Source organism: Cytobacillus sp. FSL H8-0458, from assembly GCF_038002165.1.
Classification (GTDB): Bacteria; Bacillota; Bacilli; order Bacillales; family Cytobacillaceae; genus Cytobacillus.
This window is the reverse complement of sequence record NZ_JBBOBR010000001.1, coordinates 2,844,336-2,860,796: the sequence shown is the minus strand read 5'-3', so window position 1 is coordinate 2,860,796 and position 16,461 is coordinate 2,844,336. Positions and strand designations below refer to the sequence as shown.

14 protein-coding genes are annotated in these 16,461 nt (G+C 41.5%); 12 read left to right on the top strand and 2 right to left on the bottom strand.

Annotated features, from left to right (window positions below; translation table 11 throughout):
- The first annotated feature begins 55 nt into the window (after positions 1–55).
- The 8 genes from NYE23_RS13930 (at position 56) to argF (ending at position 10,405) form a co-directional block, all read left to right on the top strand.
- Positions 56–775, top strand: coding sequence for a YwiC-like family protein (locus tag NYE23_RS13930; protein ID WP_341078704.1), 720 nt, complete (start codon positions 56–58; stop codon positions 773–775).
- A 187-nt stretch (positions 776–962) separates the two neighbouring features.
- Positions 963–1,994 carry an N-acetyl-gamma-glutamyl-phosphate reductase gene (argC, locus tag NYE23_RS13925; protein ID WP_341078702.1) on the top strand — a complete coding sequence of 344 codons (1,032 nt, stop codon included), beginning with the start codon at positions 963–965 and terminating at the stop codon, positions 1,992–1,994.
- A gap of 13 nt (positions 1,995–2,007) precedes the next feature.
- Positions 2,008–3,237 (top strand): bifunctional ornithine acetyltransferase/N-acetylglutamate synthase, encoded by a 1,230-nt coding sequence (gene argJ, locus NYE23_RS13920; RefSeq protein ID WP_341078700.1) that lies wholly within the window; start codon positions 2,008–2,010, stop codon positions 3,235–3,237.
- Positions 3,238–3,249: 12 nt separating this feature from the next.
- Positions 3,250–4,023 (top strand): acetylglutamate kinase, encoded by a 774-nt coding sequence (argB, locus tag NYE23_RS13915; protein WP_341078698.1) that lies wholly within the window; start codon positions 3,250–3,252, stop codon positions 4,021–4,023.
- The gene (locus NYE23_RS13910; RefSeq protein WP_341078697.1) at positions 4,020–5,177 is read left to right on the top strand and encodes an acetylornithine transaminase; all 1,158 of its coding nucleotides are present in this window, start codon (positions 4,020–4,022) and stop codon (positions 5,175–5,177) included. The genes argB and NYE23_RS13910 overlap by 4 nt, the downstream gene beginning before the upstream one ends.
- 77 nt (positions 5,178–5,254) lie before the next feature.
- The gene (locus NYE23_RS13905) at positions 5,255–6,334 is read left to right on the top strand and encodes a carbamoyl phosphate synthase small subunit (protein WP_341078695.1); all 1,080 of its coding nucleotides are present in this window, start codon (positions 5,255–5,257) and stop codon (positions 6,332–6,334) included.
- Positions 6,327–9,452 carry a carbamoyl phosphate synthase large subunit gene (locus tag NYE23_RS13900; RefSeq protein ID WP_341078692.1) on the top strand — a complete coding sequence of 1,042 codons (3,126 nt, stop codon included), beginning with the start codon at positions 6,327–6,329 and terminating at the stop codon, positions 9,450–9,452. The genes NYE23_RS13905 and NYE23_RS13900 overlap by 8 nt, the downstream gene beginning before the upstream one ends.
- Positions 9,449–10,405: an ornithine carbamoyltransferase gene (gene argF / locus NYE23_RS13895; RefSeq protein ID WP_341078691.1), complete on the top strand. Its 957-nt coding sequence runs from the start codon at positions 9,449–9,451 to the stop codon at positions 10,403–10,405. Before NYE23_RS13900 ends, argF begins: the two co-directional genes overlap by 4 nt.
- A 36-nt stretch (positions 10,406–10,441) precedes the next feature.
- On the opposite strand, the gene NYE23_RS13890 is transcribed toward argF, so the two are convergent.
- Positions 10,442–11,254, bottom strand: coding sequence for an undecaprenyl-diphosphate phosphatase (locus tag NYE23_RS13890; protein ID WP_445662600.1), 813 nt, complete (start codon positions 11,252–11,254; stop codon positions 10,442–10,444).
- 171 nt (positions 11,255–11,425) lie between these two features.
- Here NYE23_RS13890 and NYE23_RS13885 point away from each other — a divergent pair, with 171 nt between their 5' ends.
- Together NYE23_RS13885 and clpB are read left to right on the top strand one after the other, a co-directional pair.
- The gene (locus NYE23_RS13885; protein ID WP_076256660.1) at positions 11,426–11,605 is read left to right on the top strand and encodes a YjzC family protein; all 180 of its coding nucleotides are present in this window, start codon (positions 11,426–11,428) and stop codon (positions 11,603–11,605) included.
- Positions 11,606–11,757: 152 nt separating this feature from the next.
- Entirely contained in the window at positions 11,758–14,355 is a 2,598-nt protein-coding gene (gene clpB, locus NYE23_RS13880; RefSeq protein ID WP_341078689.1) for an ATP-dependent chaperone ClpB, read from the top strand.
- Between the two features lie 68 nt (positions 14,356–14,423).
- Here clpB and NYE23_RS13875 read toward each other — a convergent pair whose 3' ends face one another.
- On the bottom strand, positions 14,424–14,615 hold the full coding sequence (locus tag NYE23_RS13875; protein ID WP_341078687.1) for a DUF2929 family protein: 192 nt from the start codon (positions 14,613–14,615) through the stop codon (positions 14,424–14,426).
- Between the two features lie 181 nt (positions 14,616–14,796).
- Between NYE23_RS13875 and NYE23_RS13870 the strand changes: the two genes are divergently transcribed.
- Positions 14,797–15,534 carry a serine aminopeptidase domain-containing protein gene (locus NYE23_RS13870; RefSeq protein WP_341078685.1) on the top strand — a complete coding sequence of 246 codons (738 nt, stop codon included), beginning with the start codon at positions 14,797–14,799 and terminating at the stop codon, positions 15,532–15,534.
- Between the two features lie 80 nt (positions 15,535–15,614).
- Positions 15,615–16,442, top strand: coding sequence for a hypothetical protein (locus tag NYE23_RS13865; protein WP_341078684.1), 828 nt, complete (start codon positions 15,615–15,617; stop codon positions 16,440–16,442).
- Positions 16,443–16,461 lie beyond the last annotated feature (19 nt).

Sequence of the window (16,461 nt, the reverse complement as noted above, 5' to 3'; positions counted from 1 at the left end):
TATTTACCCAGAAGATTATATATTATAGGCAGAAAGCAGCGGGGAGGTATTATAGATGAAGTTATTTATGCCAAAACAGCATGGTGCCTGGGCAATGCTGATTCTGCCATTTTGGCTCGGAGCAGCTGCATCTGATATTATTTGGTCTCATATCCCGTTTTTTTTAGGATGGATATTACTATATCTGGCCACTTATCCAGGCCTTCTGCTATTTAAAAGAAAAAGAATGGCTTTATATTCTAAATGGACGGCCATTTATCTGGTCCCGGCTATTTTACTCCTTTTAGTTCCTTTACTGGAAAGGCCATCGATTATCATTTTCGGACTTCTTATGGTTCCTTTTTTTATTATTAATGCGCTCTATTCTTCCAAAAACAGAGATAGAGCATTGGGCAACGACTTTAGTGCTATTTGTGCATTTTCAATAGCAGGTCTTGCGAGCAGCTACTTGCCGCAGGGGGAAATTTCACCAATGGCCTGGACTGTGTTTGCGGCATCTGTTTTATTTTTTACAGGAAGCACTTTCTATGTAAAATCAATGATCAGGGAAAAGAAAAATAGTTCCTTTAAATGGGTTTCATGGATCTTTCATACTGCGGTACCGATACTTTGGCTGCTGGCGGGCGGATGGATTGTATCTGCTGCGTTTCTTCCCAGCCTTTTCAGGTCCATTGCATTTTATGGGAAGTCATTTACACCTAAAAAAATTGGTGTTTATGAAATTGCTAATGCTTCCATATTCTTCTTTATGTTATTATTTGCCATACACACTTGAAAACCGGCCTAAACAGGCCGGTTTTTTCCATTTATCAAGAAATGCTGATAATTAATATTAGAAATCTTTAAAACTTCAGTAAAATAGGTTGCAATTTTTTGAACCAGTTTCTATAATAAGAGAAACATAAATTCATAAATATGTATTTAAATGATTAAATATGCAAAAGGGTATGAAAGGAGCAATTATGTACGTTTCAATAATCGGAACAACTGGATATGGGGGGGCTGAATTGCTCCGTATCCTGAAGCAGCATCCTGAATTTAACATTAAATCGATTCATTCCACCAAAGAGGACATCCCCATTTGGAATGAATACCCCCATCTATATGGAATCGTAGATAAAGATTTGCAGGGTATTGATTCAGACAAAATTGCAGACCAGTCTGATATTGTTTTTCTGGCCACACCATCTGGAGTATCAGGAAAACTGGCTGAAGATTTTTCAGGTAAAGACGTTAAGGTAATTGACCTATCCGGTGACCTAAGAATTCCAGCTAAAGATTATGTCGAGTGGTATAAAAAGGATCCTGCCAGCGAAGATCTTGTTGAAAAAGCAGTATATGGTCTTCCTGAATGGCATCGCAGAGAAATAGCATCCGCAGAAATCATATCTAATCCTGGGTGCTATCCCACAGCTGCTCTGCTAAGTCTTGCACCTGTTGTAAATGAAAATTTAATAAAACCAGATAGTGTTGTCATCGATGCAAAATCCGGAGTATCTGGGGCGGGAAGGGCGCTTTCGAGAACAACAAGCTATGCTGAAGCAAATGAAAACCTGCGGGTTTATAAGGTAAACCAGCATCAGCATACACCGGAAATCGAACAGCAGCTGATGAAATGGAATTCCGAAATGAAGCCTATCACCTTCACGACCCATCTTATTCCGATAACACGGGGCATTATGACAACCAGTTATGTTCAGCTGACCAAGGAATACTCTTCTTCTCAAATTCTTGAACTTTATCAATCAGTCTATGAATACCAGCCATTTGTCCGGATTCGTCCGGAAAATACCTTCCCTTCTGTAAAGGAGGTTGCAGGCTCTAACTTTTGCGACATAGGTATCCATTTGGACACCCGAACGGGCAGACTGACAATCGTTTCAGTGATTGATAATTTAATGAAAGGTGCTGCCGGGCAGGCTGTGCAAAATGCCAATATAATGAGCGGATGTGATGAAGCAGCGGGTCTCGGATTTGTTCCGCTCTATCCATAAGGAGGAAAGATAAATGCAATTAGTATCTCAAGCTGAAGTAACTGAACTGCCCGCCGGAAGCATCATCACACCGAAAGGCTTTACAGCCGCTGGTGTTCATGCCGGGCTGCGCTATTCCAAAAAGGACTTAGGGATTATCTTAAGCGATACTCCTGCATACTGTGCAGCAGTCTATACAACCAGCCATTTTCAGGCGGCCCCTCTAAAAGTTACACAGGAAAGCATTGCAGCAGATGGGCTCATACAGGCAGTTATTGTCAATAGCGCATGTGCCAATGCCTGTACAGGGGAACAGGGGCTAAAAGATGCTTATCAAATGAGAAAATCAGCTGCAGATAAATTTAATTTAAAGGAACAGCATGTGGCGGTTGCCTCTACCGGTGTCATTGGCGAGTATATGCAGATGGATAAGATAGCAGAGGGCATTAAGATGCTGAAGCCCGGCAATGAGTCATTACACTCAGACGATTTTCAAACAGCCATATTAACAACAGATTTAGTGATGAAGAAGTGCTGCTATTCTGCAGTTATTGATGGAAAAACAGTCACGATGGGCGGGTCTGCAAAGGGTTCGGGAATGATTCATCCCAATATGGCAACCATGCTTGCGTTTATTACAACTGATGCTAATATAGCCAGCTCTGATTTGCAATTCGCTTTAAAACAGGTTACCGATCGAACGTTCAATCAGATAACCGTTGATGGGGATACCTCAACAAATGATATGGTAATGGTCATGGCCAATGGAGCCAGCGGTACTAATAAACTTTCGCCGGATCATCCAGATTGGGATGTATTTATACAGATGCTTTCCAAAACTTGTGAAAGTCTTGCCAAACAGATCGCAAAAGATGGTGAGGGAGCAACAAAGCTGATCGAGGTGGAGGTATCGGGGACAAAAACCGATGACGATGCAAGAATGATCGCTAAACAGATTGTCGGCTCGAACCTTGTTAAGACTGCTATATATGGAGCAGATGCCAATTGGGGCAGAATTATCGGGGCAATCGGACAGGGCCAGCCGGCTATTGATCCGTCTTCGGTAGATATCGCAATCGGACCTATAGTCATGCTGAAAGATAGTGTTCCTTTGGCATTTTCTGAAGAAGAAGCAAAAGAGTACTTATCCAATTCTGCCATTCAGATTACTGTGGATCTTCATCAGGGAGCTGGCATAGGGAAGGCCTGGGGATGTGACTTATCCTATGATTATGTCAAAATCAATGCAAGCTATCGCACCTGAGGGGGATGCTATTTGAAAAGTATAGTCATTAAATGCGGCGGCAGTGTTATGGAAGAACTGGGGAAAGATTTTTTTGATAGTCTTATAGTGTTAAAGAATGAAGGATACCAGATTGTTTTTGTTCATGGAGGCGGCCCGGCAATTAACAGCATGCTCGAACTTTATAATATCCCACATGAATTTGTCAATGGGCTAAGAAAGACGACTCCGGAAGTTCTGGAGGTAGCAGAGATGGTCTTGTCAGGACAATCAAACCGCAAACTTACCTCAATGATCGAACTGCATGGTTTGAGAGGTTTTGGCGTAAATGGCAGTGATGCGGGATTACTAAAGGCAGAATGTATCAATCAGGATGAGCTTGGACTGGTTGGAGAAATAACGGCTGTTAATCCGTCAGTACTGGATATGTTATTTAACGAAGACCTGGTCCCCGTCATTACTCCTATTGCAGCTTCAGAAGGCGGCACGAAACTGAATATCAATGCCGACTATGCTGCGGCAGCCGTTGCCAATGCCATTAAAGCTGAACATTGCATCTTTGTAACGGATGTAAAAGGAATTTTCATTGACGGTAACCTCTCTCCCCAGCTTGACGCGGATGAAATTGAACAGCATATTAACGATAGAAAAATTACAGGCGGGATGATTCCAAAAGTTACCTCTGCCTTGAGCTTAATCAGCAAAGGACTAAATAGCGTAATGATTGTATCAGGTAAAGAAAAGTTTTATGAGGATGGTATATGGATCGGGACGAACATATCTGCCAAGAAGGAGGTCTTAACTTGAGTAACCTATTTCCAACATATGCCCGGTGGGAAGTCGAGCCGGAAAAAGCAGAAGGAAGTTATCTTTTTGATAAAAGCGGGAAGCGCTATTTGGACTTCACCTCAGGAATCGGTGTCTGCAATCTGGGTCACCGTCCAGCAGCTGTACAAAAATCAATCAGCGAACAGCTGAATAAATTCTGGCATGTTTCCAATTTGTTCATACAGGATCAGCAGGAGAATGCAGCAAAGGCACTCTCAGAAGCTGCGGGCATGGACCTTGTATTCTTTGCCAACAGTGGAGCAGAAGCAAATGAAGCAGCGATCAAACTTGCCAGGAAAGCTTCGGGACGGGAAAAAATCATTACTTTTCAGCAATCATTCCATGGGAGGACCTTTGCCACTATGGCTGCAACTGGCCAGGATAAAATAAAAAATGGCTATGGTTCAATGCTGGAAACATTTAAATATGTTCCTTTTAATGATATTAATGCATTAAAGGATGAGTTGGATTTGGAAACAGCCGCTGTAATGCTGGAAATTGTACAGGGTGAAGGCGGGATTCACATTGGGAATCAGGAGTTTCTTGCAGAAACAGAGAAGCTTTGCAAAGAATACGGTGCGCTGCTGATAGTAGATGAGATTCAGACCGGCATTGGCAGAACGGGTAAAGCCTTTGGATTTCAGCATTTTGGCCTTGCTCCCGATATCGTAACCGCAGCTAAAGGCCTGGGAAGCGGAATGCCAATAGGCGCTGTAATTGGAAGAAAAGCAATAGAAAGGGTGTTTGGGCCAGGGAGCCATGGATCAACATTTGGCGGGAACCCCATCAGCATTGCTGCAGCTATTGCTACAATGAAGACAATATTTAATGATGATTTTTTGCAGGACGTTCAGGAAATGAGTGAGTATCTTGCTGAAAAATTGGCAGAATCGCTTGAACCGATTTCAGCTGTTAAGGAGATCCGCTATCTTGGTTTGATGGTCGGTATTGAATCAGATATCCCCCTTCCATCTTTGTTAAAGGAATTAAGAGACAAGGGCTTGCTGGCATTACCTGCAGGGGAAAATGTTTTGAGGCTGCTGCCTCCTTTGACAGCATCCAAATCTGAAATAGATGAAGCGGTACAAATTCTGCAATCCATACTAAAGGAATTTTCAAAATCAGCTGTGTAAGCTGTATTATTTTCCAAGTGTATGAATAAAAATTAATAAAGTTATATAAATATACAGATTGCTTCGAGGTGTTGATAATGGAAGGATACCTTCATTTAAATAGCGGCCATTCCTATAAGGGCCAATGGCTGACAGATCAGCCTGAAAAGGATATAGAAGGGGAAATTGTTTTTTTTACAGGAATGACAGGCTACCAGGAAGTATTGACAGATCCTTCTTATAAGGACCAAATTATTGTGTTTACGTATCCTTTAATCGGAAATTACGGAATAAATGAGAATGATTTTGAGAGCAAGAAACCTCATGTGGCAGGAGTTATTGTTTATGAAGGAAGCAGAAATCCTTCACATTACAAATCGGCTTATTCGCTTCAGGAATACCTTCAGAAATGGAATATTCCCTTATTAGGGCATATGGACACCCGATCCATTGTAAAGAAAATCCGTTCTGAAGGCAGCATGCCGGCAAAAATGTCTTCTTCGGAAACGTCTGCTGACGGCTTGCTGCTTCCAAAGGATGAAAAAGTTTGTAAAGTATCTTCACAAGCTATGGAGTGTTTTGGAGAGGGCAGCATCCATGTAGTTGTCATGGATTTTGGCGCTAAAAAATCAATTGTGGATTCTTTGCTGAAAAGAGCTTGCAAGGTTACATCTGTTCCATATAATACAAACTTTGAACAGATAAAAAAACTAAATCCAGACGGTGTGGTGCTTTCAAATGGGCCTGGAGATCCAAAAGAATTAAAAAGCATACTCCCGGAACTAAAAAAGGTGCTTGAGCTGTATCCATCTTTGGGAATTTGCCTTGGCCACCAGCTGGCAGCATTAGCATTTGGAGGCAATACAAAGAAACTGTCCTTTGGCCATAGGGGTGCCAACCACCCTATTGCGGACATGAAGAAGAGCACTGTCTTTATGTCATCACAAAATCATAGTTATGTGGTTGATGACGAGAGCATAAAAGGTACAGGGTTTGAAACCCGTTATATAAACCTTCATGACCAGTCAATTGAGGGACTGATGCATAAGGTTCTGCCAATCCATACGGTGCAATTCCATCCGGAAGCTCATCCGGGGCCAGCGGATGGCGATTATATTTTTGATGAGTTTATGAACATGATTCAAGAGGAGAATAGGAGAGTTTTTGCTTATGCCTAAAGACACCAGTATCCAATCTATATTAGTAATTGGCTCAGGCCCGATTGTTATCGGGCAGGCAGCAGAATTTGATTATGCAGGAACTCAGGCCTGCGCAGCATTAAAGGAAGAAGGATATAAGGTTATTCTTGTTAATAACAATCCGGCTACCATTATGTCTGACAAAGCATTTGCTGATAAAGTTTATTTCGAGCCGATGACAGCTGACAGCCTTGAGAAGATTATAAAGAGAGAACGCCCAGATGGCCTGCTTGCCACACTGGGAGGCCAGACAGGATTAAATCTTGCTTTTAAACTGAGTGAATCAGGTGTGCTTGAACGTTATGGAGTGAAGCTTTTGGGCAGCAGTATTGAATCCATTAAGAAAGGTGAAGACCGGGAAGCTTTTCGTAAGCTGATGAACGAGCTTAACGAACCTGTTCCTGAAAGCATCATTGTCCATGAAGTGGAAGAAGCCCTTCAATTTGCCCGTGAAATTGGATTCCCTATTATCGTCCGTCCAGCATATACCCTTGGCGGAACAGGCGGGGGAATTGCCGGAGATCTCGAAGAACTGACATCCCTGGTCCAGGGCGGGATAAAAGAAAGTGCGATTAGCCAATGTCTGGTTGAAAAAAGCATAGCAGGCTTTAAGGAAATAGAGTATGAGGTTATGCGGGATTCCCAGAATACATGCATCACGATTTGCAATATGGAAAATATTGATCCTGTAGGGGTTCATACCGGTGATTCAATTGTTGTCGCACCTTCTCAGACCTTAACTGATGATGAGTACCAGATGCTCCGAACGGCATCCATTAAAATCATTTCAGAGCTGGGCATTATTGGAGGGTGCAACATTCAATTCGCCCTGGATCCGCATAGCAGGAATTATTACTTGATTGAAGTAAATCCGCGAGTCAGCAGGTCATCTGCCCTTGCTTCCAAAGCAACAGGCTATCCAATTGCCAGAATGGCTGCAAAACTTGCAGTCGGGTATAACTTATCGGAGATCATCAACCCTGTAACAGGAGACACATTTGCAAGCTTTGAACCAGCTCTTGATTATGTCATTGTTAAATTTCCAAAATGGCCTTTTGATAAATTTCCTTCTGCAGACCGCAAGCTCGGAACACAAATGAAAGCCACCGGAGAGGTGATGGGTATTGACCGGAATCTGGAACGGGCTCTTTTAAAAGCAATCCATTCACTTGAAGTGAAAGGAATGGATTTAATATCACCAGTCTTATCAGCTAAATCGGCAGATGAACTGGAGGAATTGCTATTAAAGCAGACTGACGAAAGATTTTTTACCGTGATTGAATTGCTGCGGAGAAACCACTCATTAGAAGCATTGCACTCTATCACAAAAATAGATTATTTCTATCTCCACATACTCAGTGAAATGGTGAAACTGGAAAAACACATTTCTTCCTTAACACTTGATGGAGCAACAAAAGAAGAGCTGCAGCTTTTTAAGGAAAAGGGCTTCAGTGATATGTTTCTTGCATTCGAATGGAAAGTAACGGAGAAAGCAGTCAGGGACAAACGGAAAGAGGCTGGCATTCTTCCAGCTTATAAAATGGTTGACACATGCGCAGCTGAATTTGAAGCACAATCTAATTATTATTACTCCAGTTATTTTGGTGAAAATGAACAGGAGAAGAGTGATAAGAGGAAAGTCCTGATTATCGGAAGCGGCCCCATCAGGATTGGCCAGGGCATTGAATTTGATTATTGCTCTGTTCAGGGAGTGTTTGCGCTGAAAGATGAAGGCGTTGAGACAATCATGATCAATAACAACCCTGAAACGGTTAGTACGGATTATACGACCGCTGACAGGCTCTATTTTGAACCGTTAATTCTTGAGGATATCTTGAATGTGATTGAAGCAGAAGGAGTTTCAGAAGTCATTGTGCAGCTTGGCGGGCAGACAGCTCTGAATCTGGCATCCGATCTTGAAGCTTATGGCGTTACCCTGCTTGGAACTGACTCCAAGACCATTGATGCATTAGAGGACCGGAAGCATTTTTATCAGCTATTGGATGATTTAAATATCCCGAGGATAAAAGGAGATGTTGTCCACTCAGAAGCAGAGTTAAAAGAAGCAGCCGAAAACATTGGATACCCTATTCTTGTCCGCCCATCCTATGTTATAGGGGGCAGGGGAATGGAACGTATTTCTTCATCTTCTGAGCTGGAGAGTTATTTAACGAAAGGTGATGTCCCTTACCCAATTTTAATTGATCAATTCGTGCATGCTTTAGAAGCTGAGCTTGATCTTGCAGCAGACGGAAATTATATTTGTGCACCGGCAATTATGGAGCATATTGAAAAAACCGGAGTGCACTCAGGAGACAGCATGTCCGTTCTCCCGCCGCAAAATCTTTCAGAGAGAGTCCAGAATAAAATGCTGGCCTATGCAAAAGCGATTGTGCAAAAGCTCCATTATAAAGGACTTATGAATATTCAATATATCGTGAAGGGTGAAGAGGTATTTATTCTTGAAATTAACCCCCGTGCAAGCAGAACGGTGCCTATTATCAGCAAGGTCACGGGTGTGCAGCTGGTAGAGATTGCGACAAAAATATTGCTTGGGAAATATAATTTGTCGAAAGATGAAATTCCGGCTGATTCGAAACTCCCATTTGTTTGTGTAAAATTCCCGGTCTTCTCGAATTATGCTCTCAAGGGATTGGACAGCAAAGTAGGTCCTGAAATGAAATCAACAGGTGAGGGCATTTCACTGGCGGCAAATTATGAGGAAGCTCTCAGAAAGTCTTTCCATGCTGGTTTAAATGGAGTTATGGGCAAATGTGTCGTAATAGCAAATTCTCCAAAAACAGACGAATTAACACAATATATTAATGAGGCTAAAGCTGTGCCTGTTTTCCTGTCTCAAGACAATGTGGACTGGAATGCACAGGAAACCTTTGCTTTATATAATCCAGGAATGAGTGAAGAAGATAAAATAATGAGAGAAATGGGAACCAAAAACAGAATTTTGACTTTCAGTGAAAAGGAAACGCTTATTGCCTTATTAAAATCATTGGCGGCAGGCAAATGGGATGTAAAATCCATTGAAGATTGGCAGGGCATAAAAAATAATGAGGCAGAAAAGGAAGTGGGCGTCATATGATTTCAATTCAGGCAGCGGATAAGAGCTTAAATATTAAAGGGAAGGACTTTCTAACACTTGCAGACTTTTCAGCAGAAGAAATAAAGGGGCTTTTGGAAAGAGCAAAGCAATTAAAGGAAGCTCATCTGCAGGGGGCAGAAACATCTATCCTAAAAGGGAAAATTCTTGGCATGATTTTTGAAAAGTCATCTACGCGAACAAGGGTTTCCTTTGAAGCAGGGATGCTTCAGCTTGGGGGCCATGCCTTATATCTAAACAGCCAGGATCTGCAGCTCGGAAGAGGAGAAAGCATTGCGGATACAGCTAAAGTGCTTTCTCAGTATGTTGATGCGATTATGATCCGCACGTTCTCACATGAGAAGATCCAGGAACTTGCTTATCATGCGGACATCCCGGTTATTAACGGCCTGACAGATCTTTATCATCCATGCCAGGCTCTTGCAGATCTTCTAACAATTGAAGAGAAAAATGGGGAGTTAAAAGGCCAAAACCTGGCATATATAGGCGATGGCAATAATGTGGCCCATTCTTTAATGATTGCTTCTGCCAAGATGGGGATAAATTTCACGATTGCCTGTCCTGAAGGGTATGAACCAAATCAATCTGTTCTGCAGCAATCACTGGAGTTTGCCGAAATAAGCGGTTCAAAGGTAATCGTTACATCCAATCCTGAAGAAGCTGCTGCTAATGCCGACGCCATCTATACAGATGTCTGGACGAGCATGGGCCAGGAAGCAGAGAATGACAAGAGGCTTAAGGACTTTGCTGATTATCAGGTTAATCAATATCTTGTCCAAAAAGCCAAAAAAGATTACGTCTTTTTGCATTGCCTGCCTGCCCATCGCGGTGAGGAAGTTACAGCAGAGGTCATTGATGGAAACAATTCCGCTGTCTTTCAGCAGGCTGGGAACAGGCTCCATGTTCAAAAAGCCATTCTTGCAGAGATATTATAATGGAAAAGCCTTCTCAGCGCTGAGAAGGCTTTTTCATTAAGATAAGAAATAAACAAGCGGCCCAACAATAAAACAATAAATCGCAAAATACTTCAGGTTCCCATTAGCCATAATATTCATAAACCATTTCAGGGAAAAGTAAGATGCAATCAGTGAGGCAAAAAAGGCTATAGCATAGGGCAAAGCCAATTCAGATAAATTGGGATCTGTTAAAATGTCATTGAAACCCAATATCATTCCGCCGGCACTTACGGGGATATATAAAAGGAAAGAAAACCTTAATGCTGTTTCCTGTTTCATCCCAAGTCCCATAGCGGCTACAATGGTAGCACCGGAACGGCTGATTCCCGGTATCAGGGCAGCTGCCTGGGCAAGACCTACAATGATTGCATCCTTATAAGATAATTCAGCATCATTTTTCCTTCCGCGTAAATTCCGGATCAGCCACAGGGCAAGTCCAGTTACGATAAGAGTAATCCCTACTGTCTTAATATTGGCAAGATGATCATCAATAAAATCCTCAAACAAAATGCCAATAACACCGGCAGGGATGGTACCGATAATCAAGTAAATGATAAACCGGAAATCTGATTCCGCCTGTTTATCTTTGGTTGTAACGTATGCAATGCCATTTCGAATCAGCCTTATAATATCCTCTCTGTATATAAGCAGAACTGCTAATAAAGATGCTGTATTTACAAGAAGGGCAAAGCTAAGACCTTTAATGTCCAGATTGAAAAAGTGCTGGGCAATTTCCAGGTGCCCGCTCGATGAAATGGGAATAGGCTCTGTAAATCCCTGAAACAAACCTAAAAACAAGTATTTAAGCAATGTCAGAAAATCAGTCACAATTAAATCCTCCATATTGAAATCTCACACCTCCCCATTTAACAATAAAAAGGATGGCAGAGTAAAGTAATATCCTGTTCATTGCTTTTTTGGAATGCCAATAGTTTCCCTTATGAGAGATGCAGGAGTGGAAATAATAATAAGTGATTTACGATTAAAGGAGGTATTTTGATGGGGCAAAACAGACAATTTAAGCCTGGCCAGAAAGCGCCTAATAATGGGATTTATATAGAAGTTGGCGAAACAGGGAGCAACGTCAATAATCCGCAAATGCTTAAAATGAGAGCTGGAGACCAATTTCCGGAAACATCCAACCATAACCGGATTTGGACATATAAAAGAAAGCCCTGATTAATTAAATGGAAATTGGGGAAATAGGAAATAGAGCCATCCCAAGACCGGATGGCTTTTTAGATATGGAAAAAGCTGAAAACTTTACATATGAAAAGATTGAATTATAATAAAAACAAAAGGTCAAAAAAGGTCAAATGGGAGGTTGCATAATGGACGTAAATCGGATGACAGAGCGGCTTCAGGAAGGGTTATTGAATGCACAGACCATAGCTATTCGCGGGCAGCATCAGGAGGTGGATGAAGCTCATTTATTCCTCGCTTTAGTGGAACAGGAAAACAGCCTGATTTCATTAATACTGTCAAAAATGCAGATTCAGGCTGAGTCCTTTATTAATAAAATGCAGGAAGCACTGAAGAAAAAACCACAAGTATCCGGTTCAGGAGCGGAACATGGAAAATTGTATATAACAGGTAAACTGCAGCGGCTGCTGGCAGAAGCAGAAAATTATATGAAGATCTATCAGGATGATTTCATGTCAGTTGAGCATGTTTTCATGGCTGCTGCAGCAGCGGAAACCGAAACTGCAGCAGTTTTAAAGTCATACGGAATCAATAAAGAACTAGTAGAGCAGGCGATTAAGGAGATTAGGGGGAATCAAAGGGTGACATCGCAAAATCCGGAATCAACATATGAAGCTTTAAAAAAGTATGGAAGAGATCTTGTTGCAGAGGTGAAACAAGGGAAAGTGGATCCTGTAATTGGCCGGGATAGTGAAATCAGGCATGTTATTCGCATCCTTTCAAGAAAAACCAAAAATAATCCAGTTTTAATAGGCGAACCTGGGGTAGGAAAGACTGCTATTGTCGAAGGATTGGCACAGAGAATTGTTCGTAAAGATGTGCCTGAGGGCCTTAAGGATAAAACCATTTTTGCCCTTGATATGAGCGCTTTAATTGCCGGGGCCAAATTCCGGGGTGAATTCGAGGAAAGACTGAAAGCTGTATTAAATGAGATTAAGAAAAGCGAGGGCAGAATTCTTCTTTTTATTGACGAACTGCACACCATTGTTGGTGCGGGCAAAACAGAAGGAGCCATGGATGCAGGGAATATGCTGAAGCCCATGCTTGCAAGGGGGGAATTGCACTGTATAGGAGCTACCACACTTGAGGAGCACCGCAAATATATTGAAAAAGATCCTGCCCTGGAACGGCGTTTTCAGCAGGTACTGGTGCAGGAGCCGGATGCAGAGGATACGATCTCCATTCTCAGAGGGCTGAAGGAGCGCTTTGAAATTCATCATGGAGTCAACATCCACGATCGTGCTTTAGTGGCTGCCGCAACCTTATCAGACAGGTATATTACAGACCGATTCCTCCCTGATAAAGCAATTGACCTGGTTGACGAGGCCTGTGCCATGATCAGGACGGAAATTGATTCGATGCCATCAGAGCTGGATGAAGTTACAAGAAGGGTCATGCAGCTGGAAATAGAAGAAGCTGCGCTAAGAAAAGAAAGTGATGAAGCAAGCAAACAGAGACTCGGTGACCTCCAAAAAGAACTGGCTGAACTAAAGGATCAGGCAAATAGCATGAAAGCAAAATGGCAGCTTGAAAAAGAAGGAATCCAAAAAGTCCAGGAAAAGCGTGAGCAGCTTGAGATAATGCGCCGTGAACTGGAGGAGGCCGAAAATAATTATGACTTGAATAAAGCAGCAGAACTTCGCCATGGAAGAATCCCTGCTTTGGAAAAGGAATTGAAAGAGCTTGAAAATGCAGTTAATGAGAATCAAGGGGACCGGCTGCTGAGAGAGGAAGTCACAGAAGAAGAGATTGCTGGCATTGTGGCAAGATGGACAGGTATTCCCGTGGTTAAACTTGTTGAAGGAGAACGTGAAAAGCTTCTTCGCCTTGAAAATATCCTTCACGAAAGAGTAATTGGACAGGATGAAGCGGTTCAGCTTGTGTCAGATGCTGTCCTCAGAGCAAGGGCAGGCATTAAAGATCCGAACCGCCCCATTGGCTCTTTCATCTTCCTGGGTCCAACCGGAGTGGGGAAAACAGAATTGGCTAAGGCACTTGCACAGTCACTGTTTGATAGTGAGGAACAAATAATCAGAATTGATATGTCCGAATATATGGAAAAACATGCTGTATCAAGATTGATTGGTGCTCCTCCGGGGTATGTAGGTTATGAGGAAGGCGGTCAGCTGACAGAAGCTGTCAGAAGAAAGCCATATTCAGTAATCCTGCTTGATGAAATTGAGAAGGCTCATCCAGAAGTATTCAATATCCTCCTGCAGATGCTTGATGATGGAAGGATCACTGACTCACAGGGGCGCACGGTTGATTTTAAAAATACGGTTATCATTATGACTTCCAATATTGGCTCCCACTTTCTTCTGGAACGCTCTGCCAATGAGGAAGACATAACTGAAGAGACCAGAGACAATGTACTTGGACAGCTGAGAAGCCATTTCCGTCCGGAGTTTTTAAACAGAGTGGACGAAATTATCTTGTTTAAGCCTTTAGCTCTCAATGAAATAAAGGGTATTGTATTAAAATTAATTACTCAGCTTCAAGCTAGATTATCAGATCAGCATATTAAGTTAAGTATAAATGATGATGCGAGAGAATATATTGCAGAAAACGGTTTCGATCCTGTCTACGGTGCCAGGCCGCTCAAACGTTTTATTCAAAGGAACGTTGAAACTGCACTCGCCCGAAAAATAATCGCAGGAGAAATTAAAGATCAAAGTGAAGTTATCATATCAGCAGAAAACGGCAAAATTGAACTGCTGGTAAAATAAGGATAAAATGAAAAGAATCATCCTGAATTAACAGGATGACTCTTTTCATTTCCTGCAGAAGCTGCAAATTAATGAATGCCTTCTTTCTCAACAGGACCTTCAGGAATGATGGAAGCGACAACAAAAATTAAAACAGTTGTTCCAACCGCCAGAATAGTGCCGGTTACAAAATTGTAAGGCGCTCCAAGCATTGAAGAAACTACGTACGTTAACATTTGAACAAGAAGGAAAGTCCAGAAGAATGTCCAAAAGAATCTCATCTATTTCACCTCTAATATAATTAATCCCTTTTCATATTAGCATAAGCCATTAAAGAAATACATTTATTTTTTCTCTTTTCAGCCCATTGATGAACCTGTCTAAAACTAGGCAAACCTCCCTTTCATTTTAAGTTTACCTACATACATTATATTATGAACAAACTTGCAAAGGAGTTTTACTATGGAAAGCCGGAACTTCCAGCTGGATACAGAATGGTGCATGATTCATTACCCAGATAAACCAAGTGGTTTCGGTATTCTTATTATTGGGGATGATCGGCACTTTGTTGACGGAAACTGCAGTTTTTGGACTCAAAATGAAGGGAAATATTCATTAATTAAGAAACTCAGGCAAGATGGCTATACGATTTTTTATTCAAATTTATACGGAAGGCACTGGGGAAGCGACCGGGCTGTTGAGAAAGCTAAGTATTTGTATGAACATATCCTGCGTACAGAAATAATAAACGAAAAGATCCATATTATTGCTGAGGGCATGGGAGCATTGGTTGCCCTTAGATTGTTGCATGAAATGAGCGATTTAATCCGTTCTGCTGTATTAATAAATCCTATTCTTTCACTAAAGCACCATCTCGACCAGGAAAAAGAGCATAAGTTCTTTTATAAAAAACTATTAAAAGAACTGGCAGCTTCATATGAAATAGAAACGGATAACATAGCAGATCTTCTCAGCAAACATGAAAAAAACCTCACATCCGGCCTTAAAGTCCCCGTCAGAATCATTCAGGTTCTGGCCGGCGGAAGAGCTTACAAGCAATCGGATTATTTAAAGAAACGATCCATACAATGGGAAAATGAAAATAGCCCTATCTCAGTGTTTTATATCCTCCCGGATAAAAAACAGCGAATATCTTCTCAAATGACAAGCTTCTTTAGAAAATATGAAAAAGTTCTGTAAATCTGCTGTAATTCCGCTAAGAAATAAAGACAATCCTTTGAGCATAGGATACATTAATATGCTTCCAAGGAGGGGTGAAGATGGACAGGGCAGTCATATTAGGGACATTTGAATTTATAGGATTCAGTCTGTGCAAGCATCTTCTGGAACAGGGCTGCGAGATAGATGGAGTTCATTTCGACAAAGAAAAAGATGGCGCTTTAATTCACGATAAACGTCTGACAATCGGACGGAATGCCAATTTCCGTGAAAAAAACTATTCTGCATGGATTAAATCTGGTGAAATACTAAAAAATGACATGATTTTTATCGATATATACGACTTGTATATTAGGAATAAGCTTGCCGCTTTAAGGGAGAAGGAGCTTATTGAAGGATTTCTTATGAAAAACCTGGCTTTATTCCAGAGCCTTCATGTGAAAATTGCATTCCTGCTCCCTATTCAGTGGATTAAAGACATCAGCAGAACACACAGCCGGCTGGAAGATGCTATTAAAATCCTTAAGGAACACAATATTTCAGTTTCATCCTTTTACCTGCCTGTCATATATGGTCCCTGGCAGCCTGAGGAATTTAGTTTTCATCAGTCGATTGCGAAAGAAAGAGTAGTAATAAGTGAAAGAGAATGGATATATGATGCTATCTATATTGATGATCTCATCAATTTCTTATCAAGTAGTGCAGATAGGCATTTAGATGAGTCCTATCTATTAGAAAGCAGTATCACCGGGCACTGGCGAAAATGCGCTGACTATCTTTCCTTAGACTATAATGAAAATTGGAGAAGTCCCGATTTGGCAATAGGAAAAGTAACTGAAAGAACGATTCAGTGTTCAGTAAAATTCTCAGATGGCCTAGAAAATCAAAGAAGACATTTTATTTCATTAGGAAGTACGGATAGCTTGTAAATCGGAAAAAAATCTTTCC

Bases quoted from the DNA above. Each gene is read 5' to 3' on its own strand.
- NYE23_RS13930 (WP_341078704.1), top strand. From the start codon at position 56: ATGAAGTTATTTATGCCAAAACAGCATGGTGCCTGGGCAATGCTGATT.
- argC (WP_341078702.1), top strand. From the start codon at position 963: ATGTACGTTTCAATAATCGGAACAACTGGATATGGGGGGGCTGAATTG.
- argJ (WP_341078700.1), top strand. From the start codon at position 2,008: ATGCAATTAGTATCTCAAGCTGAAGTAACTGAACTGCCCGCCGGAAGC.
- NYE23_RS13905 (WP_341078695.1), top strand. From the start codon at position 5,255: ATGGAAGGATACCTTCATTTAAATAGCGGCCATTCCTATAAGGGCCAA.
- NYE23_RS13900 (WP_341078692.1), top strand. From the start codon at position 6,327: ATGCCTAAAGACACCAGTATCCAATCTATATTAGTAATTGGCTCAGGC.
- argF (WP_341078691.1), top strand. From the start codon at position 9,449: ATGATTTCAATTCAGGCAGCGGATAAGAGCTTAAATATTAAAGGGAAG.
- NYE23_RS13885 (WP_076256660.1), top strand. From the start codon at position 11,426: ATGGGGCAAAACAGACAATTTAAGCCTGGCCAGAAAGCGCCTAATAAT.
- clpB (WP_341078689.1), top strand. From the start codon at position 11,758: ATGGACGTAAATCGGATGACAGAGCGGCTTCAGGAAGGGTTATTGAAT.
- NYE23_RS13875 (WP_341078687.1), bottom strand. From the start codon at position 14,615: ATGAGATTCTTTTGGACATTCTTCTGGACTTTCCTTCTTGTTCAAATG.
- NYE23_RS13870 (WP_341078685.1), top strand. From the start codon at position 14,797: ATGGAAAGCCGGAACTTCCAGCTGGATACAGAATGGTGCATGATTCAT.
- NYE23_RS13865 (WP_341078684.1), top strand. From the start codon at position 15,615: ATGGACAGGGCAGTCATATTAGGGACATTTGAATTTATAGGATTCAGT.